This window comes from Paenibacillus sp. EPM92 (genome assembly GCF_016586185.1).
In the GTDB taxonomy this organism is placed as follows: Bacteria; Bacillota; Bacilli; order Paenibacillales; family NBRC-103111; genus Paenibacillus_G; species Paenibacillus_G validus.
This window is the reverse complement of the sequence record NZ_BCPS01000081.1, coordinates 165,237-191,025: the sequence shown is the minus strand read 5'-3', so window position 1 is coordinate 191,025 and position 25,789 is coordinate 165,237. Positions and strand designations below refer to the sequence as shown.

Sequence of the window (25,789 nt, the reverse complement as noted above, 5' to 3'; positions counted from 1 at the left end):
AGACCGGATGGAACAATAAACGTGCTAACCAACCTATTTAAAAGTTTGTTTGCGTTTGAACAGGTAGATTAGAAAATCGATGATAAGTCCTGCCAAGAAGAAAGAGCTGACATGGATCAGGTAAGCAGGAAACCGAACCCGGATACTTGCACTGTCGGCAGCCAGTTTCGCACTATCATAATCGAATATCCAATGTCGCAATGGCTCCGTATATGCAGCCGAATTCAAGAACGGGTTAAGTCCAATAAGGAGAATGTTCTTATCGTCATTTCCCCAGTAGTTGTTTAAGCCTATGACAAGGCTAATGATCGAGAGCCAAAAGGCAAACTTTTTCAACAGAAACAACAAAATCACGCCCTAACCTTTTCTAAAGTAAAAAAGAAGGGCTCAGGACGCTTGTCCCGGACACCCTTCTCCGGCAGGCTGAGCTTACAGCTCCGCTACAATTTTGCCTCTGACATGTCTTTGCGATAAGCGGATCAGCGCCTCCGGCACATCCTTCAGCGAGATGACTTCCGTTACCATCGGCTCCACCTTCTTAGCTGTCATCAGCTCCATGAATTCGGCCGCCATTTGGCCAAGCTCTTGCTCGGCTCGGACATCTCCGGATACATGTGCTCCACCCAGCATCATTTTGTGAACCGTGAACGTTTGGTGGGACGGCTGGAAGTCGGCAACCGTTTCCGGAGCGCCGGCGATGCAAGCCAGTTGTCCTCCGAATGACAGCATGGATAAATCCTCCTGGGCCGTACTTCGATTGATCGAATTGAGGATACAATCCACGCCAAGGCCGTTAGTCGCCTCCATGACCCTTTCGCGTACGTTCTCATGGTTGTAATCGATCGCCAAGTGCGCTCCGAGGCTCTTCACATAATCAAAGTTGGCAGGGGAAGTCGTGGTGATGATGGTGGAAGCGCCGAACGTCCGCGCCAATTGAATCGCATAGCCGCCGACACCCCCGGCTCCGGCGTGCACCAGGATGGATTGGCCCGCCTGGAGACGCATTTTTCTTTGCAGTGCTTGATAAGCCGTCAATCCCGCACAAGGAAAAGCTGCGGCTTCCACGAACGTTATGCCCTCAGGAATGGAAGCAGCCGTGTGCGCTTTGGTGACGCTGTACTCCGCATAGCCTCCCGGCTTAACGAAGCTGCCGTGATACACCACGCGGTCTCCGGGCGACCACTGCGTGACGCCTTCACCGACGGTATCGACGACCCCGGCCACATCCACGCCGAGCACGAAAGGGTAGACCCAGTCGGGATGCCCGTTCAGTGAAACTTTATAATCAATGGGATTCAAGCTTGCTGTGCGAACCTGCACCCGAATTTCTCCCGGACCCGGTTCCGGCACCGGTAATTCCGATACGGTTAGTGTATCCGGTTTACCGGGGGCTTTCAGTAGTAAGGCTTTCATTCGAACCTCTCCTCGTCATGAGTCGTCCCTATCATGATACCAAATGTATTTCAGCATGCAAATGCCGGAGACACAAACAAAAAGAGCAGCGCTAAAGGCTGCTCATCCGTTCTTCCTTATACTTCTTCAAGCCGTTGTAGGCCGTTTCCAATTGACTGCGAACATAAGTTTCCGGAGCTGATTCGGTTAGCATACCGCCGAGCCTGACTAAGCTATCAATAATGCCAAACAACTGAGGATCGGTTCGGTAGCAATCGAAAGACAAATCCTGCATCTCTTCGAACCTTTCTTTAAAACCTTCATAAGTTTTCAGTGGGGGCATTGCTAATCAATTCCCTTCTTATGAGGATTAAGATGAAGTATAAATTTGAGATATGCTTCTTTTATTGTAGCGCTTTCATAACGATTAATCAATACATCGTCGTGGATTTTTATGGAAACGGATGAAATTATGAATATCGCATATATTGATTTTTTAAGTTACTCCTATATAATAGCTCGTAGGAAAGTCAATAGGGTTTACGAACTAATAATGTAACGTAACTAACAACTTGGGGGATGCAATGCAATGAAATATGTACTATCTTTTCTCGCTTTGGTCGTACTCGGCGTATGGGGTGTTGTCGCGTTTATTATCGTCACCGACTCCAAGAAAGCGCCTGCCGTGCAAACCGCAAGTCAGTCCGTCCCGACTCCGAAACAAGAACCCGTGATAGCGAACGCTCCACAAACCGAGGCGCCCAATAAGGAGAATACACAAGCTGCGCCGCAGCAGCAATCGGCCCCGCCGGCTGCCGCCGTCAAGCCGGCGTATATATACGCAATCGACGACGCGAAGATCAAAGAGGCGATTGCGCTGGGGAAGAGCTGTTTGCTGGAATGCGGCAAGCCCTTTATGCTTCCTGTGACCTATTCGCCGCCCAAGAAGAGCGAATACGAAAGCCCGCTTGTATACGAGGCCAACATTGAACCGCCGTACGAGATGGTAGCGTCAGCCTCAGGCTTATCCTACTATAAGGAAGACAAGCTCATCGATGCAGCGACGGCGAAAAAGTACATCGATTACAATAAGCTCGGTTTTCATGTTAATTTTTATAAAGGATTCGCCAAAGGGTTTGCCGTCGTGTTGGTACAAGGAAACAAAGTGATTGAGCCGACCGACGTATCGGTCGATGAGTATTACAGCCGGTACAAACTGGCGAACTTTCCTGTCAGCGAGATTGATTTCACCAAGCCGGCTGTGCTGAAGGTGTTCGATAAGAGCAACACCAGTTATTATGTCGAGTTTGCCGTTGATTTTAACAAATACGTCAGGTAACATCCGGCAAAGCGACAGCTTCTTGCCGCGGACTTGAGCTGCTTCCCAAGCCCCTTCTGTTGTCAATAGCCCCGTTTAGGGCTGCTGACGCAGACAGGGGCATTTTTTTGTCTAAGGAATGCCGGCAGCCTTGGAGCCATCAAGTTTTTTTGCTCGCATCATATACCTGCGTTTTCGAATTGTAAAATTTGCAAAGTAAGGATTGACAAAAATAATTAAACGAAATATCATTGAATTAAATCGAAACAAAACGAAACTAAAAACATATGATTACGAAACATATTTTCATTGTTCAAGTGAGCGACTTCATAGGGGATGATTTGATGATTACAACCATTACTTTAAATGCCGCTATAGACAAAGTTCATTATATCGAACGTTTCCGGATAAACAGCGTGAACCGCGTTGCGGAAATTGCCGCCGAGCCTGGAGGGAAAGGCAATAACGTGGCCAAGGTTGCGCGTTTATTGGGTTCCGATGTAACCGCTTCCGGTTTCCTCGGCGGAGACACGGGGCGATTCGTCGATCAGCAATTGCGCGCCAGAGGAATTGCAAGCGATCCCGTCTGGGTAACCGGTCAAACCCGGGAAGCATTCAACATCATCGATCAAAGTTTGGGAACCCAAACCGAGATTTTAGAGCCCGGCCCTGAGATTAGCGCGGTTGAATGGCAAGAGATGAAGGTCAAAGTGAAGGATTTGGCGGCCAAGAGCAGCGTGATCAGTTTTTCGGGCAGTTTGCCGAGAGGTCTTCAGATTCACGCTTATGCGGAGCTTATCCAGGCTGCGAAGGAGGCGGGGGCGCTCACGATTCTCGATTCCAGCGGAGAGAGCTTACGTGCAGCAATTGAAAGCGCTCCCTTCCTTCTTAAACCTAATCGGGACGAATTGGCCCAATTGACCGGTCAACGCGCGGACAGTGCCGAAAGCGTAATCCATATGGCCAGAACCCTGATCGCCCAAGGCATCTCATGGGTAGTCGTTTCCCTGGACAAAGACGGATCGCTCGTCGTATCGGAGAATCAGGCATGGCAGGTTCTGCCGCCCGTTATTGATGCGGTGAATACGGTAGGCTGCGGGGACGCTTTGGTGGGGGGGACAGCCAACTTTCTCGATCTTCTCGGGGATAAGCCTGCAGCGTCCAGCATGATCGAAGCCGTTGCATGGGGAACCGCCGCCGCCGCTTCCAACGCCTTATATCCGATTGCCGGGCACGTGCATGCAGCCGGCATGCAGGAGATGCTGCGGCAGGTAACGGTCAAGCCTTTGTAGATTGGCGCGTTTCTTATTTTAATCTTGTGGGAGGTGATGATAAAAACATACGCGGTGCTGGACCAAACGTTTGGAATCGTCCTAATAACTTTCTAAAAGGGGAAGATGAAAAAATGAGCAAAACATGGAAAAGCAAATCAGCCTTTGCTTTATCAGGAATGATGGTCATGTCCGGACTGCTTGCCGCTTGTTCCGCCGGCGGTCAGAGTGAAGGCGGCGGTGCTGCCAAAGAGGGGGAAGCGAAGCAGGCGGTGACGATTACCGCTGCCATGCAGCAGCATACGGCCGTAGATGCGATTAAAGCCATGCTGCCCGATTTCGAGAAGCAAACCGGTATTAAGGTCAAATTTGATATTTTGCCGCAAGAAGAACTGCATTCCAAGACGGAGCTGGCGCTTGCTTCCAATTCCGATCAATATGACGTCGTTATGATGGATATGATGTTCACTACGCAATATGCCAAGGCCGGCTGGGTAGCACCCCTGGATGACATGATCGCCAAAAACGAAGCCACCGTGCAATCGAAGGATTTCCTTGAAGGATTTCTTAATGCTTTCAAAACGGACAACAAAACGTACGGACTGCCTTTCTACGGCGAGAGCACGATGCTGATGTACAACAAAGAAATGTTCGAGAAGGCCGGAATTACGAAGCCTCCGGGAACGATTGACGAGCTTGTCACAACGGCGAAAGCATTAACGAAAGACGGCAAATACGGGATCGCGCTGCGCGGAATGCGCGGAGAAGGCATGAACATTTATGTTTGGGCCGGATTCTATAACGCGTTCGGCGGCAAATGGCTGGTAGACGGCAAACCGGTCGTCAATAGCCCCGAAGCGATTAAGGCAACCGAGGTTTATGCGGAGCTGCTGAAAAATTCTGCCCCTCCGGGCGCCTCCAACTTCAGTTGGGACCAAGTGCAGCTGGCGGTTCAGCAGGGCACCGTGGCTATGGCGATCGATGCCACAAACTTCGCATCCAGGCTGGAAAGCCCTGAAAACTCGAAGGTTGTAGGCAAGATCGGATATGCTCCTGTTCCGAGCGGTCCGGCCGGCAGCTCTCCGAGCGTCTATACGGCGGGTCTTGTGATCCCGAAAGGCTCCAAGCATCAAGAGGCCGCCTTCCAATTTATGTCCTGGGCGACCAGCAAGGAGATTCAGCTCAAAACGGCAATTGACGGCATGCGCGGCGACGCCACCCGGAAATCCGTGTGGGAAGACCAGAGCTTCCGCAACAAGTACAATTACCCGGGCTGGATTGACGTAACGGTGCAAAGCATGGATAAAGCAAATCCCGATTATCGTCCGAGAATCAAGGAATGGAAAAGAATGGGCGACCGTCTGGGCATCGCGGTAAGCGAAGTGCTGGTCAACCGGAATGCCAAAGAGGCGCTCGACGCAGCGCAGAAGGATATCGAACAATACTTTAAATAATGAAGGATTCGGGTGGGCGGTTCCGATAAGGTGCCGCCCGGTATGATGGAGGTTCGATCCGCATAATGTTATCCAAAAAAAGACTGAAGTTGTTATTTTCGCTGGAGACGGATTCCGCCCCTAAACTGCTGGTGGCCCCCATTTTTATATTTTTGCTGGCTGTAACGGTTTTTCCGACCGTCTATGCTTTATTTACAAGCACGCAGCATTACTTCTTATCGGAGCCCTATAATAAGCATTTTACAGGAGTAGGCAACTATTGGTTCATGCTTAACGATTCCCGCTTTTGGGGGTCGTTGTCTACCACGTTCACCTTCATGCTCTCTTCGATCTTCATTGAAATGATTCTGGGGGCCGCGCTTGCACTCCTCATGTCGAGAAAGTTTTTCGGCAGCGGTCTCGCCAAGACGCTGTTCTTGCTTCCGACGATCACGACTCCCGTCGTTGTCGGGTTAATCTGGGTGATGATGTTTGACCCTCAATTCGGGATCATTAATTATACGTTAGGGCAGCTCGGATTCGCACCGCAGGCATGGCTGGCGGGCGAGAAGACGGCGATCTGGGCGGTTATTGCCGTAGATGTTTGGGAATGGACGCCGTTCGTGGCGCTTGTCGTCCTTGCGGGGCTTCAATCGCTTCCGGATGAGCCCTATGAAGCGGCGACGGTGGATGGCGCTTCCAGCGTTCAGAAGTTCGTGCATTTGACGCTGCCGCTTATTCAACCTTATCTGGTCATAGCCTTCGTCTTCCGGTTTATGGATTTGTTCCGGTGGTTCGATACGATCTACGTGATGACGAAGGGCGGACCTGGAACCGCAACGGAGACGTTGAATATGTTCGGGTATTTGACCGGCTTCAATTTCATGAATGTAGGTTATGCCGCATCCTTGGGTTTAACGATGCTGTTCATCATTACGACGATCTCGAAATTTGTCATTAATTTAGCTAGAAAGGGGTGATCATTCGTGCCTAGAAAGGTTCAAGACGTTATTTTTAACATCCTGCTATGGGCGATGATTGCCGCATTTGTGTTCCCGATCCTGTGGCTGGTGATGACGTCTTTAAAAACGCGGGTGGACGCGTTCAGCTTGCCGCCCAAGTTCATATTCACACCTACGTATACCAACTACTCCAAGGTGCTGGAAGACGGTTCTTTCTTACATTATTACTTCAACAGCGTCAAAGTCGGTTTCCTGAGCACGTTGTTCAGTTTGCTGATCGGTATTCCGGCTGCCTATGCGCTGGTGCGTTTCCCGATGCGCAAGAAAGAGGACTTCGCGTTCTGGGTGCTTTCTACCCGAATGGCGCCGCCGATTATGGTCATACTGCCTTTTTACCTGGTGTTCAAGCAATTCAATTTGCTGGATACGACCTTGGGACTCGTCCTTATTTATATGACGTTCAGCCTTTCGTTCATCTTATGGATGATGCGCAGTTATTTCGAAAGCATCTCGGTTGACCTGGAGGACGCGGCAAGAATTGACGGGGTATCCCGGTTAATGGCTTTTATTAAAGTCACTATACCGTTGTCCGCTCCGGGGATTGCCGCGGCAAGTATATTTTCATTCATCATGTCCTGGAATGAGTTCTTGTACTCGTTAATCCTTACGGGTGACAAGACCAAGACGGCGACGGTCGCGATTACCAGCTTTATCACCTTTGAGGGAATCCGATGGGGTGAGGTGGCAGCTGCAGGAACGATGGTTATTCTTCCGGTAATCATATTCGGCATCTGCATTCAAAAATATTTGGTGCAAGGAATGACCATGGGAGGCGTCAAATGAGCACAGAAACGTTTGCAGCCCTGCTGCTTCATCAACCGGGAGTCATGGAATATCGGCATGTCGAGCGCCCGCATATTGGAGACCGGGAGGTGCTGGTGAAAGTTTACGCTTGCGGGATTTGCGGCACGGACCGGCATATTTACCACGGCACCTACCCGGCATCCTTTCCCGTTACCATCGGGCATGAATTCGCAGGGGTCGTGGAGCAAATCGGCAAAGACATTCGTCACACGGCGGTCGGAGACTTTGTTTCGGTCAATCCGAACCGGTGGTGCGGCAACTGCGTTTCTTGTTTGGAAGGGGTGCCGCATTTATGCAGCGGCATGACGGCGCTGGGCGTTGATGTGAACGGAGGACTTTCCGTGTACTGCGCGGTTCCCGAGGAGCTGATTTACAAGATGAAGCCGGGGACTGACCCGCTTAAGGCTTGTTTAGCCGAACCGGTTTCGTGCGTACTTCACGGACTTGACCGGCTGCAAGTCAAGGCGGGCTATCGCGGGGCTGTTTTCGGCGGCGGCTTTATCGGTCAGTTGATGCTGCAGGCGATGCGGCTGCAGGGAGCCAGCGAGGTTACGCTCGTCGAGCCGCAGGCGATTAAACGGAATGTGGCGGAGAAGCTTGGCTTCCGAACGATAGACCCCGTAAACGAGAAGCACAAAATCAAGGAATTAATCGATCTGGACGTGACGGTCGATTGCGCCGGCGCCGGCGATGTCCTCATGCAATGCATGAAAGCAACGAAACGCGGCGGGGACATCCTGTTATTCGCAGCGTATCCGGAGAATAAAGCCGTTGCGATCGAGCCGTTCGAGGTGTTCCGTAAAGAGCTGCGGATCATCGGTTCCTTTACGTATCCGGACACGCAAGTTCGGGCGATCCGCATGATCGAATCCGGGCAATTCGAACTTGATCCGATTATATCCGAGCTCTCCCTGGAGGATGTGACCGGGCTATTGGAAGGGAAACGGGATCAAGCCGTGATCAAAGGCGTCGTCAGACTGCCATAAGAGGTGAGTTCATGGAGCACGTATATACAATCGGAGAGCTGCTCGTCGAGATCATGCGAACGGAGACGAATGTTCCGCTTTCGGAGCCAGCGATGTTCGCAGGCCCTTATCCGAGCGGCGCGCCGGCTATATTTATCGACGCCGTTGCCAAATTGGGCTTAAGCTGTGGAATCATTGGAGCGGTCGGGCAGGATGCGTTCGGACGCTGCCTCACGGATCGGCTGATGAAGGATGGAATTCAGTGTGCGCACGTGTACCGGAGCGATGCCAAGACGACTGGGATGGCGTTTGTCACTTATTCCGACGACGGCTCGCGGGACTTTCTGTTCCATATGAACGATTCAGCGGCCGTGGAGATCCCTTGGCCCATAGACCTCCAATTTATGCAGGGGACGAAGGCGCTGCACCTCAGCGGCACCAGCCTGACCATCAACGATTCGATCAGGGAACTTTGCAATGAAGCGGTCCGTGTAGTCAAGCGCGGCGGAGGGATCGTGACGTTTGATCCGAATCTTAGACCCGAGCTTGCCTTGGATCGCAAATGGATCGGTTGGTACGGCCCTGTCTTGCAGCATACCGACATTTTGCTTCCAAGCGGCGATGAAGTGGAACGGCTTACCGGCTGTCCGAATGTCGAAGAGGGGACGCAGCGGTTGTTCGAGCAAGGAATTAGCCTTGTTGTGCGGAAGATGGGCGAGCATGGATGCGAGTTGTATCAGAATGGCGTGAGATCGGAAGCTGTTCCTGGTTTTAGCGTCCATTGCGTGGACCCTACCGGAGCGGGAGATTGCTTTAATGCAGGTGTGGTCTATGGCTATCTTCAAGGCTGGACCTGGAAAGAGACGCTGCGATTTGCCAACGCGGTAGGCGCTTTGTCTACGACGGCGCTCGGCCCCATGGAGGGCACGCGCGATCTGGAAACGATACTGGAGTTTATGAACAGGACTTAGCGGATAGAGATGAAAGGTAGGAGTTAACCATGACATTAGTTTCATCGACGCCTTTATTAACGGAGGCAAGAAAACAAGGATACGGCATTGTCGCCTTTAATGTGCATACGCTCGAAATGCTTCAAGCTGTCGTTGAGGCGGCGGAGGAGTCCCGTTCGCCGTTAATTTTGCAAACCACGGTTGGCACCGTTAAACATCTGGGCATCGACTATATCGTCGGCGCAGCCCAGGCGGCGGCGAAGCAGGCCAGCGTACCTATCGCGCTGCACTTGGATCACTGCCAAGACTTTGAATTAATCCTGAAGTGTATCCGTTCCGGTTATACTTCCGTTATGATAGATCAATCCATGCATCCGTTCGAAAGAAATGTGGAGATGACCAAAAAGGTCGTTGAGGTTGCCCGCGCGCTCGGCGTTAACGTAGAAGCGGAGCTCGGCAAAGTCGGCGGCGTTGAAGATGATATACAGGTGTCGGAGGATATGGCAACGTTGGCGGATCCTGAGGAGTGCCGGCGATTCGTCGAATTGACGGGAGTCACCACGTTAGCTCCCGCGATCGGCACCGCTCATGGCATTTACAAAGGGGAGCCGAACATCGACTTCAAGCGAATCGGAGAGATTGCCGAACGAGTTTCGGTGCCGCTTGTGCTTCACGGCGGTTCCGGCATTCCGGAAGCGCAGGTCAAACGCTGCGTATCGCTCGGCATGGCGAAGATGAATGTGGCGACAGAGCTGAAAAACGCGTTTACGCTGTCCTTACAAAAATTTTTCTCCGAGCATCCGGACGATCTTGATCCGCGTTCCTATATGTCTGTTGCCAAAAAGACAGTGAAGCAGATGGCTCTTGAGAAGATGAAGCTGTGCGGTTGCACGAATCGGGCTTAGGCAGCCGGCGGTCGTTTGAAAGGTGGCGTCAATCATGACGAATCAATATTTGGTCGGAATCGATATCGGGACTTCCGGCTGTAAGGTGGCCCTGTTTGCGGCGGACGGCACCGTATTGTTCCAGGGAACAAAGTCTTATACAACCTACTATCCCCATGCGGGGCACGCCGAGCAAAATCCGGAGGACTGGTGGAGCGCGGTATGCGATAACTTGCGCGACATGCTGAAGCAAACAGGCATCGATCCCCGGCAGATCAAGGGTGTCGGGGTTGACGGTCAAAGCGGCGCGGCCGTTCCGATGGACGAGCACGGCAGGCCGCTGCGCAACGCGCTCATTTGGCTCGACCGCAGAACCGTGAAGCAATGCGAGCATTTAATTCAAACCATCGGGCAGGAACGGCTCTTCGCGGTTTCGGGGAACCCGATGTCTCCATCGTATGTGACCGGCAAATTGGTCTGGATGCGCGAGCAGGAGCCGGATCTTTATAAGCAGACCCGCAAAGTGCTGCAGTGCAACAGCTACATCGTTTACAAGCTGTCGGGGGAATACACCCAGGACGTCTCGCAAGGCAACGGCTTACATGCGTTTAATATCGAAACCGCATCGTGGGACTATGAACTCGCCGAGCGGATGGGCATAGCACCCGAACTGCTTCCCGACATCTACGGCTGCAGTGATATTGTCGGGGCGGTGACCCCGTTCGCGTCCGCCGAGACCGGTCTTGCCGCCGGAACGCCTGTTGTCGCCGGCGGGCTGGACGCCGCCTGTGCAACCTTGGGAGCCGGAGCGGTCTATGCCGGGGAAGTGCAGGAGCAGGGGGGCCAGGCCGGGGGCATGAGTATTGTCATGGACCGTCCGGTTAAGAACGAGAAGCTGATATTAAGCTGTCACGTTGTTAAAGACAGGTGGATTCTGCAGGGGGGAACGGTCGGAGGCGGCAGCTTGAACTGGATGAAGCGGGAATTCGGGGGAACCGAGTCCGATTTTTTCCGGTATGCCAACGAAGCAGCTTCCCGGATCAGACCGGGAAGCGAAGGGCTTGTTTTCCTGCCGTATATGGCCGGGGAGCGTTCGCCGATTTGGGACCCTGACGCGAAGGGCGTCTTTATCGGCTTGTCTTTCGACAAGACCAAAGGGCATATGATTCGAGCGATTATGGAAGGGTGCGCGTTGTCCCTGCAGCATAATATAAAGACGGCCGAGCAAAGCGGCGTACCCGTGCATACGCTGCATAGTGTCGGCGGGGCCGCGAACAGTGAGCTGTGGACGCAAATTAAAGCGGATATTACAGGCAAAGCGTTCCGTATTCCTTCTTCGGATTCCGCCGCCACGTTAGGCGCAGCCATCTTGGCAGGTGTCGGAACGGGAGTGTATCGGGATTGTGAGGATGCGGTGAGCAAGACGGTCCGCATCCAGCGCGAGCAAACGCCCAACCCAACAAACCAAGAGGTTTACCGGCAGGTGTACGACGTATACCTGGAGACCTATATCAAACTTAGAGATGTATTTCCGAAGATGGGATGGTGAGGAGCATGAAAGCTGCCGTGCTTTATGCGAAGAACGATATACGAATAGAGGAAATGGATACGCCTTCGTTACAACGGCATGAAATATTGATTAAGGTTAAAGCGACGGGAATTTGCGGTTCCGATTTGCCCCGCGTAATGGGAGATGCCGCTCATCACTATCCCATAGTGCTCGGTCATGAGTTTTCCGGCGTTGTGGAGAGCATCGGAAGCGAAGTGACCCGCGTGAAGGCGGGCGACCGGGTCGTGGGAGTTCCGCTCAAGCCTTGTTACGAATGTCATGATTGCCTTAGCGGCAACTTCGCCCAATGCAAGCATTATTCCTTCGTAGGTTCCCGGGTTAACGGGAGCTGGGCTGAATATGTGGTCATTCCGGAAGCAAACGCGATTACGTTCGACGAGAGCATAAGCTTCGAGGAAGCCGCCTTTGTTGAACCGTCGGCCGTAGCTCTGCACGCGCTAAGGTTAATTCAATATCAAGGCGGGGAGCATGTCGCCATTCTGGGCGGGGGGAATATCGGATTGCTGACGCTCCAATGGGCCAGAGTGTTGGGCGCCAAAGATATTACCGTTTTTGATATCGATGACGAGAGACTGGCTACCGCCAAAAGGCTTGGCGCCGATTATACGATTAATTCGGCCAAAGCAGGGTTCGAAGAGGGATGGAAGCAGATCACGGGCAATCATGGATTTGGCGTTGTCATGGAGACGGCAGGGTCCGACGTTACGATGAGATTAAGCTTCGAGATCGCCGCCAATAAAGCGAAGGTTTGCTTTATCGGGACGCCCGTGCGGGATTTGACCTTCTCGCATAAGCAGTTTGAATTGTTGAATCGCAAAGAATTTACGTTAACGGGCTCCTGGATGTCCTACAGCTCTCCGTTCCCTGGGGATGAATGGGAATTAACGCTGCATTTCCTGAAACGTGGATTGTTGAACTTTAAAGATATGGTGTTTAAACAGTACCCGCTGGAGGACATCGGCAAAGCTTTCGAATTATATCGCGATCCGAGTACCGTGAAAGGTAAAATTTTGCTGTTGAACGCGTAAAATAAGGGGATGAAGGTTGTAGACAAGCCGCTTTCTCAGGAATTCTGAATTGCCAACTCGGACAAAATTATCTATACTACTACTATAATAACGAAACGAAACAATTCAGAACAAAACGAAACACTGAGAGGGAACTTATATGGAAGAGGATCATGCGAATCGAAGAATGAGAAGCATTGAGAGACATCAATTCATTATGGATTATTTGAAAATTCATAAGAGCGTGGACGTATCCTTCCTAAGCTCCGAATTGGACGTTTCGGAAGTTACCATTCGTAAAGATTTGGAGAAGCTGGAACGCGATAAATTGCTGCTGCGCAGTCATGGCGGGGCGATATTAAACGAGAATCTGTTTATCGAGCCTTCTTTTATAGAGAAGGAGGATCAATTTACGGATGAGAAGCAGGCTATCGCCTCAGAGGCCGCAAAGTTAATCGAAAACGGGATGACGATTGCCCTGTCGACAGGGACAACCGTCAGTCATATGACGAAAAAAATCAAGGATCGCACCGGACTTACCATCGTGACCAATGCTATCAATGTGGCTATAGATTTAATGGGATCGAATGAAAATCATTTGTTCTTAACCGGAGGCAACATTCGTCCGAATACGTTCGCCTTAATTGGAGAGGCGGCCGAGAAAGCGCTGGACGGCGTGTATTGCGAGTATGCGTTCATTGGAATTAACGGGTTTAGCCTCGAGCAAGGCTTGACCACTCCAAGTATGGAGGAAGCAAGAGTCGTCCGGAAAATTATTGAGAACGCGAAACATGTTGTGGTGCTCGCGGACCACAGCAAGTTCAATAAGGTAGCTTTTTACCGGATTGTTAACGTCGATCAGGTTCATACGGTCATTACGGACCGTAAAGTGCCGCCCGAAGAAATCGATAAGCTTCGCGCGAGAGGCGTACACGTGATTACCGCTTAACCAAACAACAGTCGGGCAGGAATAAACTCCTCCCCGACTATTTCACGTTTATAGGCTTTCGGCCATTCCATAATTCAACAGAGGGGTCCGTCAGGGAGCTGCCAGAAGTTGTTCGGTCCGCTCGTCTGCAGCTTCCGATGTCGGGATTCGCTTCCGACCCGCGTAGTCGAACACGTTCGTAAGCGTACGGTAGATGTTCTCTACCTGTTTATTTGCGAATGCGGCGTCGCTGCCGTTCAATTCGCAAGAGGTGACAATAATGCCCCCGGCATTGATGATATAGTCGGGCGCATAAAGGATGCCGAGCTTATGAAGCTGATGACCGTGCCGCTTCTCGGCCAATTGGTTATTGGCGGCTCCGGCTACAATCCGGCATCGAAGCCGGGGCAGGGTGAGATCGTTAATGATCCCGCCTAGAGCGCAAGGCGAGAAGACATCGCAGGCGGCTTCAACGATTTCATCCGGGCGCAGCGCATGTGCGCCGAAATCTTTGACAGCCTGATTCCTTCGGCTAGGATTCACATCCGATACGACTAGTTTGGCGCCCGAACGTTTCAAATACCGGCAAAGCTGATAGCCTACCTTCCCTAACCCCTGAACAGCAACCGTTCTATGGATGAACGTCTCCGTACCGAATACGCGTTTGAGCGAAGCCCGGATACCCAGGTAAACGCCATAGGCCGTCATAGCAGCTGTTAAATCGCCGGTAGCCCCGAGCGAACCGGTAGTATCCGTCACATAGGTTGTTTCTAATCGGATCCAGTCCATATCCGCAACGCTTGTTCCCAAGTCCATGCCCGTTATATAGCGTCCCTGCAAGCTTTCAATATAACGGCCGAGGGCGCGAAATAACAGCTCGTGCTTCCGTTGATCGGGAGGGCCAAGGATAACCGCTTTACCTCCGCCGTATGGAAGACCGGAAATCGCTGATTTATAGGTCATGCCTTTTGCTAAACGGAGCGCATCCCGGACGGCATCTTCTTCGGAGGCATAATGCCACATCCGGCATCCGCCAAGCGCAGCCCCGAGCTTCGTATTATGAATGGCGATAATGGCTTTCAAACCGCTTGGCTGATCCTGCAGGAAAATCAGTTGCTCGAAATGTTCCTTCCATACCTCCATGCTGAGTCCTCCTCTATAGAACAGACCGGATGATTCTGCCTCTTGCTATTAAAGTATTCATTTAGGGTTAAAGGGGGTACATGAGCAGTTCCGAACATGAGCGCGATGGGAAATGAAAAAAACGCAAAAAAATCCGAAAGAGTTCTTCCGGATTTTTGGGGCGTGAATGGGGTGACCTCTACTTTTTCACGGTTAGCGTTAAGGCTGACTGACGGGCGTACGCAATTTGTTCAGCGTTTCGCGGATGAACGCCGGTTCGTCGGCAGGCGTTCGCGACGTGACGTAGTTGCCGTCAACGGCGACCTCTTGATCGACGTAGTTGGCGCCTGCATTAATCAGATCATCCTTCAATGGAGGGTAGCACGTCAATGTTTTGCCTTTAGCAAGACCGGCGCTGATCAGAATTTGCGGCCCATGGCAAATGGCCGATATCGGTTTGCCCTGACTGTCCATGTCTTTGACGAATTGCTGGATCTGCTTGTTGAGACGCAGGTTTTCCGGCGACGACCCGCCAGGAATGACGACCGCGTCGAACTGGTCAGCCTTCACTTCATCGATGGACGCATCAGCCGTATACGTGATCGTCTTGTTCTTGCCTGTCAGCTGTTCGCCCTTTTTCAACCCGATAATGACGGTTTCATGCCCGTCCGCTTTGATCGCATCGTACGGTTTCTGCATTTCGGAATCTTCAAAATCGTTGGCTAACAGGAAAGCGACTTTCTTCATCTCGTTAACACTCCTTTTTGAAAATGGTGATTTGGTGCCCATACTGTACAATACCCTTTTTTGGATTTCCATAAACAAAAAAGATAGTCAAAGGCGCATTCGCCGCACAGCGGGCCAGCACCCGTTCGCGCAAAATCCGGGTAAGAAAAGGATAAATGTTGTCGATGTGGAATTATACAAGGGATGGAAGAAATGATCGATCCAAGCTTCCTACATTACTTGAAGAACGGGGGGACTCCGTATTGGACTGCCGGGTAGGCTGCGCAGCTTGCTGTATTGTCGTTTCCATTTCTTCTCCCATTCCCGGAATGCCGCACGGGAAGCCGGCGGGAGTCCGCTGTTCGCAGCTTTCCGATGAGAATACTTGCAACCTCTTTGGGAAGCCGGAGCGTCCGGCCGTTTGCAGCAGCTTGAAGGCGTCGGTAGAAATGTGCGGGCGGTCGAATGAGGAAGCTTTTGCCCTTTTATCGGATTTGGAACAAGCGACAAGGCCTTGATGAAATCGAAGATACAGGTTAGAGCATGTACACCCAATCAGAAGGAGGTTGCCCGCGAATGAAACTTCGCTGTGCGATACTTGATGACTACCAGCAGGTAGCACGGACGATGGCCGACTGGTCCTCGCTCCTAGATCGAATTGAGGTTCAATCCTTTCATCGGCATTTTGAGGGGGAGGATGAAACGGCGGCAGCGCTCGCCGATTATGATATCGTTGTGATCATGCGCGAACGCACGCCTTTTCGGGCTTCGTTACTCGCACGTCTGCCGCGGTTGAAGCTGCTCGTTACGACAGGCATGCGCAATGCGGCAATCGATCTTGCAGCCGCTGCTTCGCACGGTGTGGTCGTTTGCGGCACAGCGGGCAAAACGGAGCCCGCCGTTGAGCTTACCTGGGCTTTAATATTGGGGCTGGCCCGACAGATTGTGCCCGAACATAACGCGCTCCGATCGAATGGCCCTTGGCAAAGCTCGATCGGGACTGACCTCTACGGCAAACGACTCGGCCTGCTGGGACTCGGTAAGATCGGCAGTCGGGTGGCGCGCATCGGGTTGGCCTTCGGCATGGATGTGATGGCCTGGAGCCAGCATTTAACCCAAGAGCGGACCGATGAGGTCGGCGTGCGGCTGGCAGCCTCCAAGGAAGAACTGCTGGAAAGCAGTGATTTTGTCTCCATCCATCTTGTGCTCAGCGAACGGACGAGAGGCTTGCTTGGCGCCTCAGAGCTCAGGCGGATGCGCGCATCCGCCTATCTGATCAACACTTCCCGGGCTCCGATCGTGGATCAAACCGCCCTCGCGGAAGCTCTTCTTAACGGCTGGATCGCCGGTGCAGGCTTGGACGTATTCGAGATCGAGCCTTTGCCGAAGACGACGTATTCCGGTCCTTGCCCCATGTTCTGACCACACCGCATCTCGGATACGTGTCACAAGCGAATTACCATACGTATTATCGGGACGCGGTGGAAGACATCCAAGCTTATTTGTCCGGATCGCCAATCCGGCAGCTGACCTCATCATGATTTCATAAAGAGAACCCCACAGCAGCAAGCAGTGGGGTTCTTGTTCTCTTGAATTTGATGAAGCTGCCGATAACGGAAGCCGGTTACGCATTAAAGATGGCCGTGCATCCCGTAAGGGTTCGCGCTGATGTACCGGCGCCATTCTTCGTCCTGGGCCGGAGCTTCTTTAAGATGTACATCGGGCCCTTCCGTAATTTCTTGAGAAAACTCAACATTCGAGGAACCGTCGTAATAATTGGGAAAATCATTCTCCGATTTCGACATGCGCTCATCTCCTTGGCTTGTATTCCTATCAAACCTATTATTTACGGAAGCCGCGACTGTAATTCATTGGCATTGTTTAATTTCACATTACTATAATAATGCTGATAAGGCAATATTATCCATTGAAATAGATAAAAAGAGAGGCCCGCTAAGCAGCGGGCCTCTGTATCTTTTTCACATGCATGTTGTGGATTAGAAACGTTTTGCAGCTTCTTTTGCTTGCGCGATAGCCTTCTCTTTAATCGATTGGGCTTGATCCGGCATAGCGGCCATGCCTTCAACAAAGATTCCTTCAAAGGATGGAACACCATGAAATTGCATAATTTTGCTCAGGTAGCTGTGGCCGCTTTCGAAACTTGCAGCCGGTCCTTCGGAGTAGACACCGCCGCTAGCTTGAATATGGATCGCTTTTTTGTCCGTAAGCAAGCCGACCGGCCCGTTCTCGGTATATTTAAACGTTTTGCCTGAAACACAAATTGCATCAATGTAGGCTTTCAAAATAGGAGGGAACGAAAAATTCCACATTGGAGAAACATAAACATATTTATCAGCGGCCACGTATTGACCGACAATTTCATTTAGTCTTGCGACTTTGGCTTTCTCCGCATCGGACAGTTGGTCGAACGAAGAGCCCGATTGAAGTTTTCCCCATCCGCTAAATACGTCAGCGTCGATATGTGGAATGTCCGTTTTGTATAAATCCAGGTGAATAATTTCATCTGTCGGATTTGCTTCACGGTAGGCCTCGATAAATTCTTTTCCCACAGCCATGCTGAATGAAGCTTGATGGTCATGAGGATGTGCAGTAATGTACAGTACAGTTGCCATAATCTGAAAACGTCCTTTCCATAATTGTGATGTGAGATGTGTACGTTTTTATTATAACTAATTTTATGTAAGTTGCAAATTAATAATTATTCGCTAACCGATAAAATTAACAAATAAGTATAGATTTGCTCACTACACCCTGCGTATTGTTCGCGGAACAAATTGTTCTTATACTAGGGCGGCGCTCGTCGCTCACGGAGTGAATCAGGACTCCGGCGTGTTGAGTATCCGGCGGGATGACATAGACAAAAAAGTGACCCGCAGCAGCGGGCTGCGGGTCTTCAAGATATATTGAAAAAGGGGGTCAAGGAATAGTATAGGCTGCTTTCATTAAGAACAGATGTTAACCAGATTTCAATTGTGTTACAAATATTGGAAAAGTTTAGGCAGTCAAGCTCGCCTCCATAAAAAGACCTGACCATCGGTCAGGTTGTATTCAGCATTACCAATTATGTATTACACGGACAACGGTTCTTCGACGGAACCATGAAGAAGCTGCTTCAATTGCAAATAGAGCTGGTCGGGGGATTCGGCGCAAATAATGCCTGACTTGCCGACCTTGGCTACGCACTGCTTGGAGCACAGCTTGCAGCAGCCGAGGCAGTCTTTCTTCTTGTGCTCGAATTCGGGAAACTCGTCTTTCATTGTTTTGTAAACCGATTTGGAGCCGTTCTTAATGTTCTTGCAGCAATACTTGATCTTCATCGGGTCGCCTCCCCGGATATCCGTTTACTTGCGGTAATGATAATCATTCTCGATCATTATATAGGCAATCCAAGCCGTATGTCAACACCTTAGCATGAAAGAAAAGCTTCATCATCGGAGGAAAGCTTGGTGCCGGCAATCTCTGAAATCCCGACCAAAGTCCAGGCATAACCTGAACATAGGTTGGTAGGAAGCGACTCCCGATTCTCCTATAATAAACGTAACTGATATGGAAGAAGGAAGGATCGCACATGTTACATGCTGGCTCTGCTCCCGCCCCGTCTATGGGATGGAAACCGTCTTTTTTGTTGAAAATGCAATATTTCGTGGTCACGACATTACCGCTCGGCATTCTCGGGTTCGTGTTTGCCGTTACCTTCGGTCTTGTCGGCGTCGCGCTGACGCCGCTTGGGATCGGCATTCCAATTCTTTACGTGGCGCTTATCGGAAGCCGGGCGCTTCTGTCCTTGGACGCGCAGGCGTTGCAGGGAGGCTCGGGTCTCCGGGGCGAAGCTGCAGTTGAAGCTGCGGATACGGCTGCCAAGCCCGGCATGCGCCAAGTGCTGCTCTCGGTGGAATCGTATTTGCCGCTGCTGTATTGGCTGCTGAAGCTGCCTCTGAGCATCATTCAATTTACGTTGGCCGTGGCATTCCCGGTATCCGGTTTTGTTCTCTTGTTCGCACCGCTCGTTTACTGGGCGGCGCTGCAGGGTTACGGCTACGAACTGTTTAACAACGACATCGTGATGGATGTGCTGCTTCCGATGGCGTCGCCGGCGCAGCGATCGTATGCCGTCGCCGGGCTCGGGCTGATCTGGTTTCTCGTCGGGTTCTACGTGGTCAATCGGATGTTCAGCGCTTCCGTACGGTTTGTATCCGTGTTCCGGCGCTAGGTACTGTCCGGTAACCGAGTTGAAGGTGCAAGGGCAGCATGACATGACTCCGGGCCTAGCGTCAAAAGTGCTATTTCGTAAAAGTGTAAATTCTTAAACATTATTCACCCCCGAAAACAGGTAAGATGTGGAATAGATCCCGCAGCGGCGCATAGGCGCATAGAGGTAGAGAGGAGATTTATTCCATGTCTGATGTGCTTCGACGAAAGAGAGGGCGGTTGTTAACCAGCTTGCTGGCGTTTGCGCTCATGCTTGCCATCGTTCCGCCTTCTCGGGACGGCCGGTGTCGCAAAGCCGGAAGCGAGCAGGACGCATCCGCATGAGAGTACCATGGGGCAAAGCAAATCATGTCGATTTATGGCTGGGTTCATGTTATACTAGGCCTGTTGGGTGATTTCAACACGACAAGGGCAAATCTGATGAAAGTCAGAGACGCAAAGCTATAGGGACTAAAGTGATAAACGATGTCAGCCAGCTGCCGAAAGTATGAGGAATATGTCGTAACACCTCCCTTTTGGCGTACAGGGGAGTTTTTTTATCCCTCTGTGAAGCGTTCGGAATGATCTCATTACGGAGGTAGAAGGATGAATCCGGTGAAAACAATGGGCTTGGAGGAATGGCTTGGAGAAACGACGGCCAGCCGTTTGATGGAAGAGCTGGAGAAGGCGTCCAAGGAAGAGCTGCATGATCTGCGTCACGCGTTTGAAGCATTGATGCGCTATATGGAGTCGGTGCAGCCGATGCACGCGGTGGAAGCGTAACCCGCCCGATTTCTGAAGATATGGAAGCGCGTTGTCAAAAAAGCTTTCCCAGCAGAAAAAGAGTCCTGTGGAGCAATGGCTCCACAGGACTCTTTGGCGTTATTATGAAAGGTCGAGATTGACGATAGCCCGGCCGCGAAGCCGACCGCTGCGAATCGCCGCAAGCGTATCGGCCAGATTGCCCAGGCCGATCTCCCGCGCACCGGTCTCCAGGTACGATACAGGTTTCCAGTCGGCTGCGAGCCTGGACCACACTTCCCGTCTCGTCAGCGTATCGCAGTATACCGAATCGATGCCGAGCAGCTTCACACCGCGCAGAATGAACGGATATACAGTCGTTGCGAAATCCGCCCCTCCGGTCAGACCGCTGACCGCAGCAGAACCGCCGTAACGAAGCGTGCTTAAAATAAACGGCAGCGACGCGCCGCCGACCGGATCGACCGCCCCCGCCCAGCGTTCCTTACGCAGCGGTTTGCCGTCCGGCGGGATTAATGCGTCTCTCTCGATGACTTCCGCAGCGCCCAGGCCCAGCAAATACTCGCTTTCGGCAAGCTTGCCCGTACTGGCCGTCACACGGTAACCGAGCTTGGACAGAAGCGAAACCACTACGCTCCCGACGCCGCCGGTCGCACCGGTGACGAGTACCGGGCCTTGCTCCGGCCGGAGGCCGTTGCGCTCCATCTGGAGCACCGACAGGGCCGCCGTAAAGCCGGCGGTGCCGAGCGACATCGCTTCCCGGGCCGTCAGCCCATCGGGAAGCGGAACGACCCAACCGGCAGGAACGCGCGCCAGTTGGCTGAAACCGCCCGGGTGGGAGACGCCGAGCTCGTAGCCGGTGACAAGCACTTCATCGCCCACGGCAAAAGAAGGGTCGTCCGAATGAACGACCTCTCCGGCTAAATCGATACCCGGTACGAACGGGTACGACTTGACGATCGGACTGACGGGTTGCGCCGCCATCGCGTCTTTATAATTGATGCTGGAATATCGTACCCGTATGGTGACTTCTCCGTCCGGCAGGCGATCATGCCCGAGCGTTTGGATGGAGCCGGCGGCTTGATCGCCCTGTTTCTCTAGCACGAATGCTTGGAACTTATCCATTGGATCGCATCTCCCTATGTTCATGTTACTTTCTATGTTAGCATTATTTACCGATAATTTAAATGTAAAAATAGACGCTTTCCGGCAAGATCAGGAGAACATGAGGACGTCGATTTCATATTTCCATACTTGTATTTTTCCGGCAGGATGGTATAATTTAATGTACAAAAGGTATCGCCCGCATCAGGTGAGCTTTGCGAAATTCAAGGCCGCAAAGCCACAGCCACTACCGTCTTTACCAAGTCAGCCAACTGCCGAAGGACAGAGGAATACGTGATTTGAGGCTCCTTTGATGCATGCTGGGGGTCTTTTTAATATGCCGTGCTGCCGTGAAAATATTGTATAACCGCACATCTTCGGGACAACTAGGCGTGACGCTTTTCCATACTACCCAATCGAAGAGGAGGCTGTTCCGGCGTGAAGAAAATTATGATCGTCGACGATTCGCTCTTTATGCGCATGTTATTGAAAAACGTCATTCATGAGCTTGGCTATGAACAAGTCGTTGAAGCAAGCAATGGAGTGGAAGCGCTGTCATTATACCCGGAAGAGATGCCCGACGTCGTCACGATGGACATAACCATGCCGGAGATGGACGGCATTACAGCACTGGAGAAAATCAAGGATTTGAATCCGGATGCGAAGGTTATCATGGTGTCGGCGATGGGCCAGCAAGCGCTGCTCATTCGCGCCGTCAGTATGGGAGCGAGCGACTTTATCGTCAAGCCGTTCAGTAAGGATCGCGTCCGCGAAGCACTGAAGAAGGCGTTCGCCGGATAACGCACGCGAATCCTTGAGGAAGCAGCGGTTTGTTTGGTACAATGGACTGTGATACGAAGCGTGGAAGGGTACCCCTTACGGCTAAGAGATAGAGGAGAAGGTTCATGTTGAGGTTACAGGGGCTTGTCGTAACGACGGAGGAAGAGCTGCGGCAATGCTTGTCCGTTCGTAAAGAGGTATTTGTCGATGAGCAGCAGGTGCCGCTCGATTTGGAGCTGGACGAGTTTGACGCTTCGACATCGGCTTGCCGCCATTTCCTGATCCGGGACGGCGAACTGCCGATTGCAGCGGCCCGTTACCGGATGTACGATGAACGGACGGCCAAGCTTCAGCGAATTGCGGTCCGCCAGCCTTATCGGGGCAAGGGCATCGGCAAGATGATGATCGATATGATGGAAGACGATATTCGCGAACGGGAAATCGCGTCGATCATGTTGGACGCGCAGACGCACGCGACAAGGTTTTATGAGAAGCTGGGATATGCGACAGTATCTGAAGAACCATTTCTGGATGCAGGCATTTGGCATGTACGGATGACAAAAACGATAACGGAGTGAACGGCCCGCAGCGGCCGTTTTTTTATGTCGTCAGGCGAAGACGTTCCGCGAATACGGCCGCTCATCAGGGATGAAATGCGGCTTCCACATATTCCGATTGGAGAATATGTATCGTTATTCCGGCAATATTTGCGGCCTCAGCGGGGACGAATGCTGGCGTTGAGCGTGCTGCTGCTGACAGGTATCGCGCTGCAGCTCGTGAATCCGCAAATTATTCGCTATTTCATCGATAGCGCGCACTCGCTGCATTCGGGGAGGCCGCTCGTTCTGGCGGCGGCTTTGTTTATCGGGGTTAGCCTCGTACAGCAATTGATAGCGGTGGGCGCTTCGTACATCGGGGCGAACGCCGGTTGGACGGTGACCAATCAGCTGCGCGGAGACGTGGCGGAGCATTGCTTGAAGCTCGATATGACATTTCACAAAACGCAAACGTCCGGCGCGATTATCGAGCGGGTAGACGGGGATATCAACAACTTGTCCAACTTCTTCTTACAGTTTGCCGTCATGCTCGTCAGCAACGTTATTCTGGTCGCCGCTATGCTCGTCCTGTTGTTCCGGGAAGGCTGGCTTATTGGCGCAGGGATGCTTGTGTTCGTCGTGTTTGCGCTGCTGGCGATCCGTTACATCCGCCGGCTCGCCGTCCCGCATTGGAGCCGCTTGCGCCAAATGAGCGCGAGCTTCTACGGTTTTCTCGGCGAACATCTGGAGGGGACGGAGGATACGCGGGCCAGCGGAGCGACGAATTACGTGATGCACCGCTTCTACTGCATGATGCGGGAGTGGCTGCCGCTTCGGGTGCGCGCGTTCTTCGGATGGGCGTCGATGTGGATTGCGACAATTATCGTGTTCGCCATCGGCAACGCGGTTGCTTTCGCGATCAGCTAATATTTATGGAAGCAGGGCTCGATCACCCTGGGCACCGTCTACATGATCTTTTATTATACGGAGCTGATGGCGAAGCCGATCGAACAAATCCGCACCCAGATGGAGGATTTGCAAACAGCGAGGAGCTCCGCCGCATTTGGTACGGCGTCGAAGAGCAGGCGGGGGCACCGGCGGGGGATGACGGGGAATAAGGTTACGTCATTTCCCGGGCAAGCGCAGGACTCGACAGCCTTCAACATGCGAACCGCACAGAATGACGCTGTCTGGAGGCATGCGGGGGGAGGCAGTTAGGAGTCTGCGCCCTTATTCCGTCAAGTCTGCTAGCGCAAGTGGATCGGCTGGACGGCAGGCGCATCACGGCTACGCTCATTCGCATTTCGCCGGAGCTGCAACCGAATTTGAACGCGAAAAAGACAGGGAAGCCGACGCTTCCCTGTCCTTTTCAACTTAAGGCCTATTCCCGGATGCCGTCACTTGTTCATCGCTTGAACCGTAACCGTGGCCGGCGAGGAGACGGCTAATATTTGTTTTTTCGAGTCGATCACCTTCACTTCCACGGTCAGCGCGCCGGGCTTGGCGGTCAACTCCCGCGGCAGGGCGGCACTGAGCGATGACTCGCTTAGCCAGGCCGTCTCCAGCTGCTTGCCGTTAACGAATATCGAGCAGCCGAGTCCGAAGCGTCCGCCTTCGACGGTTAGCGTGGTGCGTCCTAAGGCATCCTCGGAGGCGCTGATGACAGATGGTTCGACCCGCCGGATTTCAGGCGCTCCATAGCCGAGCTTGAAGCCGGAGAGCCTCGCTTTCGCTTCGTCGGCGCGCTGCTGCTCCTGTTCCAGGATCGCCTGCTGCCGGCTGCGGTAGTCGGCGACCATCGCCGGGTCGATACCCATCTCGGCATACGCTTCTTCGGGCGGAACAAGCGGCATTTTTTGCGATAAATCGTACAAATAGTCCGTGTACGGGCTGCCTTCCCGTTGGGCGAGACGGAGCACGTAAGGACCGAGAAACGAAGGGCTGAAATGAAGCTTTTCGTTCTTTTCGCGCGGCAAGTAGTTGTTCCAGATAACCACGGGAACCTCGTGCATCTTGGTCAAGAAGTCCGGGTCGTTCTCGCCGGTAATGTAGCCCGTCTCCTCATAAACCGTATACTTCTCGAGCGACGGCAGATGGTCCCCGAAAAAGACGATGATCGTCGGCTCCTTCAACCGGCTGTAATGAACGATCAGCTCCTCAAGCATCCGATCTGCGCCTTCCATCCCTTGCGCGTACGTCTCCGTTAACCCGATCGCTTCCGGGGAAACCTTGCCTTTCACGTCGATCTTATTCCGTTTGAACTTGCCGGGCCAGTAATGGTAATGATTCTCCATCGTGTTGGCGAAAATGAAGTCCGAGCCCGGGCTCTGCTCGCTCTGTTCGATGATCCGTCTGGCTACGGCGTGATCGCCGATATACGGACCTACGTATTCGTCCGGGTTGAAATATTCGAGGCTGATAAATTGGGAGAAACCCAAATATTTATACACCTCGGAGCTGTTGAAAAACCATCCGTGAAACGGGCTGATCGCCGTTGTCGCATAGCCTTGGCCGGCCAGGAGGCTGGCGAGCGAGGCCGTCGGTTGTTTGATGTATTGCTCATACACGATCGAATCTTTCGGGAAAAAACGGTACGAATGCCCGGTCAGCACCTCAAGCTCGACATTGGCGGTGCCGCCGCCGAACATCGGCGAGAGCATGGTGCCGTGTGTATACCGTTTTTGCAAGCTGTGGAAAAACGGCGCCGGATCGCGGCTGAACACAAGCCCGGGCAGCTGTGTGGCATCCCAGAACGATTCGCTCAGCACAACGATAATGTTCGGTGGTTTGTTCAGCTGTTCGGGCTCCCAGTCGGTCGCCGGTTCCATGTCAAGCGAGGGGATCGACCGTACCGGCACGCGATCCGGGTTTATCCATTCGGAAGTCGGTAAGAGAAGAAGCATCATGGTTAGTAAAGATGCGGATAAAGTACGGACGGTTCGGGATAGGCGCATGGTTGATCTCCTAAGATGAAGTAACGGTAATCGCTTTCGCAATGTCATGATCATT

The 25,789-nt window shown here is 52.3% G+C and carries 29 protein-coding genes and 1 riboswitch; of the genes, 20 read left to right on the top strand and 9 right to left on the bottom strand.

Translation table 11 applies throughout. From position 1 onward, the window contains the following. Positions 1–429: 429 nt before the first annotated feature. Positions 430–1,413 (bottom strand): zinc-binding dehydrogenase, encoded by a 984-nt coding sequence (locus JMF85_RS20940; protein WP_201318830.1) that lies wholly within the window; start codon positions 1,411–1,413, stop codon positions 430–432. A gap of 91 nt (positions 1,414–1,504) precedes the next feature. After that, positions 1,505–1,735, bottom strand: a complete 231-nt coding sequence (locus JMF85_RS20935) for a hypothetical protein (protein ID WP_054799049.1) — start codon at positions 1,733–1,735, stop codon at positions 1,505–1,507. Between the two features lie 246 nt (positions 1,736–1,981). Here JMF85_RS20935 and JMF85_RS20930 point away from each other — a divergent pair, with 246 nt between their 5' ends. The 11 genes from JMF85_RS20930 to JMF85_RS20880 all read left to right on the top strand — a co-directional run bounded on the left by JMF85_RS20930 (position 1,982) and on the right by JMF85_RS20880 (position 13,565). Continuing rightward, positions 1,982–2,731 (top strand): hypothetical protein, encoded by a 750-nt coding sequence (locus JMF85_RS20930; RefSeq protein ID WP_127605661.1) that lies wholly within the window; start codon positions 1,982–1,984, stop codon positions 2,729–2,731. A gap of 323 nt (positions 2,732–3,054) precedes the next feature. Further along, complete coding sequence (locus JMF85_RS20925) at positions 3,055–4,002, top strand: 1-phosphofructokinase family hexose kinase (RefSeq protein WP_054795300.1); 948 nt, start codon at positions 3,055–3,057, stop codon at positions 4,000–4,002. Between the two features lie 113 nt (positions 4,003–4,115). After that, on the top strand, positions 4,116–5,435 hold the full coding sequence (locus tag JMF85_RS20920) for an ABC transporter substrate-binding protein (protein ID WP_127605657.1): 1,320 nt from the start codon (positions 4,116–4,118) through the stop codon (positions 5,433–5,435). Between the two features lie 65 nt (positions 5,436–5,500). Beyond that, positions 5,501–6,394, top strand: a complete 894-nt coding sequence (locus JMF85_RS20915; protein WP_155614238.1) for a carbohydrate ABC transporter permease — start codon at positions 5,501–5,503, stop codon at positions 6,392–6,394. Positions 6,395–6,400: 6 nt separating this feature from the next. Continuing rightward, the gene (locus tag JMF85_RS20910; RefSeq protein WP_054795283.1) at positions 6,401–7,219 is read left to right on the top strand and encodes a carbohydrate ABC transporter permease; all 819 of its coding nucleotides are present in this window, start codon (positions 6,401–6,403) and stop codon (positions 7,217–7,219) included. Next, the gene (locus JMF85_RS20905; RefSeq protein ID WP_127605654.1) at positions 7,216–8,226 is read left to right on the top strand and encodes an alcohol dehydrogenase catalytic domain-containing protein; all 1,011 of its coding nucleotides are present in this window, start codon (positions 7,216–7,218) and stop codon (positions 8,224–8,226) included. Before JMF85_RS20910 ends, JMF85_RS20905 begins: the two co-directional genes overlap by 4 nt. Positions 8,227–8,237: 11 nt before the next feature. Then, entirely contained in the window at positions 8,238–9,176 is a 939-nt protein-coding gene (locus JMF85_RS20900; RefSeq protein ID WP_201318829.1) for a sugar kinase, read from the top strand. A gap of 29 nt (positions 9,177–9,205) precedes the next feature. Then, positions 9,206–10,060, top strand: coding sequence for a class II fructose-bisphosphate aldolase (locus JMF85_RS20895; protein ID WP_141334032.1), 855 nt, complete (start codon positions 9,206–9,208; stop codon positions 10,058–10,060). Positions 10,061–10,094: 34 nt separating this feature from the next. Next, positions 10,095–11,588, top strand: coding sequence for a xylulokinase (gene xylB, locus JMF85_RS20890; protein WP_141334031.1), 1,494 nt, complete (start codon positions 10,095–10,097; stop codon positions 11,586–11,588). Between the two features lie 5 nt (positions 11,589–11,593). Then, positions 11,594–12,637 carry a galactitol-1-phosphate 5-dehydrogenase gene (locus JMF85_RS20885; RefSeq protein WP_054799092.1) on the top strand — a complete coding sequence of 348 codons (1,044 nt, stop codon included), beginning with the start codon at positions 11,594–11,596 and terminating at the stop codon, positions 12,635–12,637. A gap of 139 nt (positions 12,638–12,776) precedes the next feature. After that, on the top strand, positions 12,777–13,565 hold the full coding sequence (locus tag JMF85_RS20880) for a DeoR/GlpR family DNA-binding transcription regulator (RefSeq protein WP_127605648.1): 789 nt from the start codon (positions 12,777–12,779) through the stop codon (positions 13,563–13,565). A gap of 90 nt (positions 13,566–13,655) precedes the next feature. Here JMF85_RS20880 and JMF85_RS20875 read toward each other — a convergent pair whose 3' ends face one another. Both JMF85_RS20875 and JMF85_RS20870 read right to left on the bottom strand, forming a co-directional pair. After that, positions 13,656–14,687, bottom strand: a complete 1,032-nt coding sequence (locus JMF85_RS20875; RefSeq protein WP_054795278.1) for a Leu/Phe/Val dehydrogenase — start codon at positions 14,685–14,687, stop codon at positions 13,656–13,658. Positions 14,688–14,885: 198 nt separating this feature from the next. Continuing rightward, on the bottom strand, positions 14,886–15,413 hold the full coding sequence (locus JMF85_RS20870) for a type 1 glutamine amidotransferase domain-containing protein (protein WP_054795277.1): 528 nt from the start codon (positions 15,411–15,413) through the stop codon (positions 14,886–14,888). Between the two features lie 242 nt (positions 15,414–15,655). Here JMF85_RS20870 and JMF85_RS28175 point away from each other — a divergent pair, with 242 nt between their 5' ends. Next, positions 15,656–15,910 carry a YkgJ family cysteine cluster protein gene (locus JMF85_RS28175; RefSeq protein ID WP_127605646.1) on the top strand — a complete coding sequence of 85 codons (255 nt, stop codon included), beginning with the start codon at positions 15,656–15,658 and terminating at the stop codon, positions 15,908–15,910. Between the two features lie 58 nt (positions 15,911–15,968). Then, positions 15,969–16,814, top strand: a complete 846-nt coding sequence (locus JMF85_RS20865; protein WP_236595938.1) for a D-2-hydroxyacid dehydrogenase family protein — start codon at positions 15,969–15,971, stop codon at positions 16,812–16,814. Positions 16,815–17,023: 209 nt separating this feature from the next. Here the strand turns inward: JMF85_RS20865 and JMF85_RS20860 are convergent, their stop codons facing one another. From JMF85_RS20860 to JMF85_RS20850, 3 genes are all read right to left on the bottom strand, one after another. After that, positions 17,024–17,197 (bottom strand): hypothetical protein, encoded by a 174-nt coding sequence (locus tag JMF85_RS20860; RefSeq protein ID WP_155614241.1) that lies wholly within the window; start codon positions 17,195–17,197, stop codon positions 17,024–17,026. Between the two features lie 192 nt (positions 17,198–17,389). Beyond that, positions 17,390–18,025, bottom strand: a complete 636-nt coding sequence (locus JMF85_RS20855) for an FMN-dependent NADH-azoreductase (RefSeq protein WP_127605643.1) — start codon at positions 18,023–18,025, stop codon at positions 17,390–17,392. Positions 18,026–18,481: 456 nt separating this feature from the next. Further along, entirely contained in the window at positions 18,482–18,730 is a 249-nt protein-coding gene (locus tag JMF85_RS20850) for a DUF1450 domain-containing protein (RefSeq protein ID WP_054795275.1), read from the bottom strand. A gap of 251 nt (positions 18,731–18,981) precedes the next feature. Between JMF85_RS20850 and JMF85_RS20845 the strand changes: the two genes are divergently transcribed. The 3 genes from JMF85_RS20845 (at position 18,982) to JMF85_RS20835 (ending at position 20,384) form a co-directional block, all read left to right on the top strand. Beyond that, entirely contained in the window at positions 18,982–19,623 is a 642-nt protein-coding gene (locus tag JMF85_RS20845) for a sensor domain-containing protein (RefSeq protein WP_127605641.1), read from the top strand. Positions 19,624–19,808: 185 nt separating this feature from the next. After that, positions 19,809–19,946, top strand: coding sequence for a hypothetical protein (locus JMF85_RS20840; RefSeq protein WP_155614243.1), 138 nt, complete (start codon positions 19,809–19,811; stop codon positions 19,944–19,946). A 76-nt stretch (positions 19,947–20,022) separates the two neighbouring features. Beyond that, a riboswitch (cyclic di-GMP riboswitch) is annotated at positions 20,023–20,106 on the top strand. Positions 20,107–20,207: 101 nt separating this feature from the next. After that, on the top strand, positions 20,208–20,384 hold the full coding sequence (locus JMF85_RS20835) for a hypothetical protein (RefSeq protein WP_155614244.1): 177 nt from the start codon (positions 20,208–20,210) through the stop codon (positions 20,382–20,384). Between the two features lie 102 nt (positions 20,385–20,486). On the opposite strand, the gene JMF85_RS20830 is transcribed toward JMF85_RS20835, so the two are convergent. Next, on the bottom strand, positions 20,487–21,485 hold the full coding sequence (locus tag JMF85_RS20830; RefSeq protein ID WP_155614245.1) for an acrylyl-CoA reductase family protein: 999 nt from the start codon (positions 21,483–21,485) through the stop codon (positions 20,487–20,489). Between the two features lie 429 nt (positions 21,486–21,914). Between JMF85_RS20830 and JMF85_RS20825 the strand changes: the two genes are divergently transcribed. From JMF85_RS20825 to JMF85_RS28170, 4 genes are all read left to right on the top strand, one after another. Further along, complete coding sequence (locus tag JMF85_RS20825; protein WP_155614282.1) at positions 21,915–22,265, top strand: response regulator; 351 nt, start codon at positions 21,915–21,917, stop codon at positions 22,263–22,265. A 104-nt stretch (positions 22,266–22,369) separates the two neighbouring features. Continuing rightward, complete coding sequence (locus tag JMF85_RS20820; RefSeq protein WP_306439332.1) at positions 22,370–22,822, top strand: GNAT family N-acetyltransferase; 453 nt, start codon at positions 22,370–22,372, stop codon at positions 22,820–22,822. A 24-nt stretch (positions 22,823–22,846) separates the two neighbouring features. Next, the gene (locus JMF85_RS20815) at positions 22,847–23,707 is read left to right on the top strand and encodes an ABC transporter transmembrane domain-containing protein (RefSeq protein WP_230875984.1); all 861 of its coding nucleotides are present in this window, start codon (positions 22,847–22,849) and stop codon (positions 23,705–23,707) included. A gap of 42 nt (positions 23,708–23,749) precedes the next feature. Next, on the top strand, positions 23,750–23,998 hold the full coding sequence (locus JMF85_RS28170; RefSeq protein WP_230875985.1) for a hypothetical protein: 249 nt from the start codon (positions 23,750–23,752) through the stop codon (positions 23,996–23,998). 179 nt (positions 23,999–24,177) lie between these two features. Here JMF85_RS28170 and JMF85_RS20810 read toward each other — a convergent pair whose 3' ends face one another. Then, the gene (locus tag JMF85_RS20810) at positions 24,178–25,734 is read right to left on the bottom strand and encodes an LTA synthase family protein (RefSeq protein ID WP_230875986.1); all 1,557 of its coding nucleotides are present in this window, start codon (positions 25,732–25,734) and stop codon (positions 24,178–24,180) included. Positions 25,735–25,789: the final 55 nt, after the last annotated feature.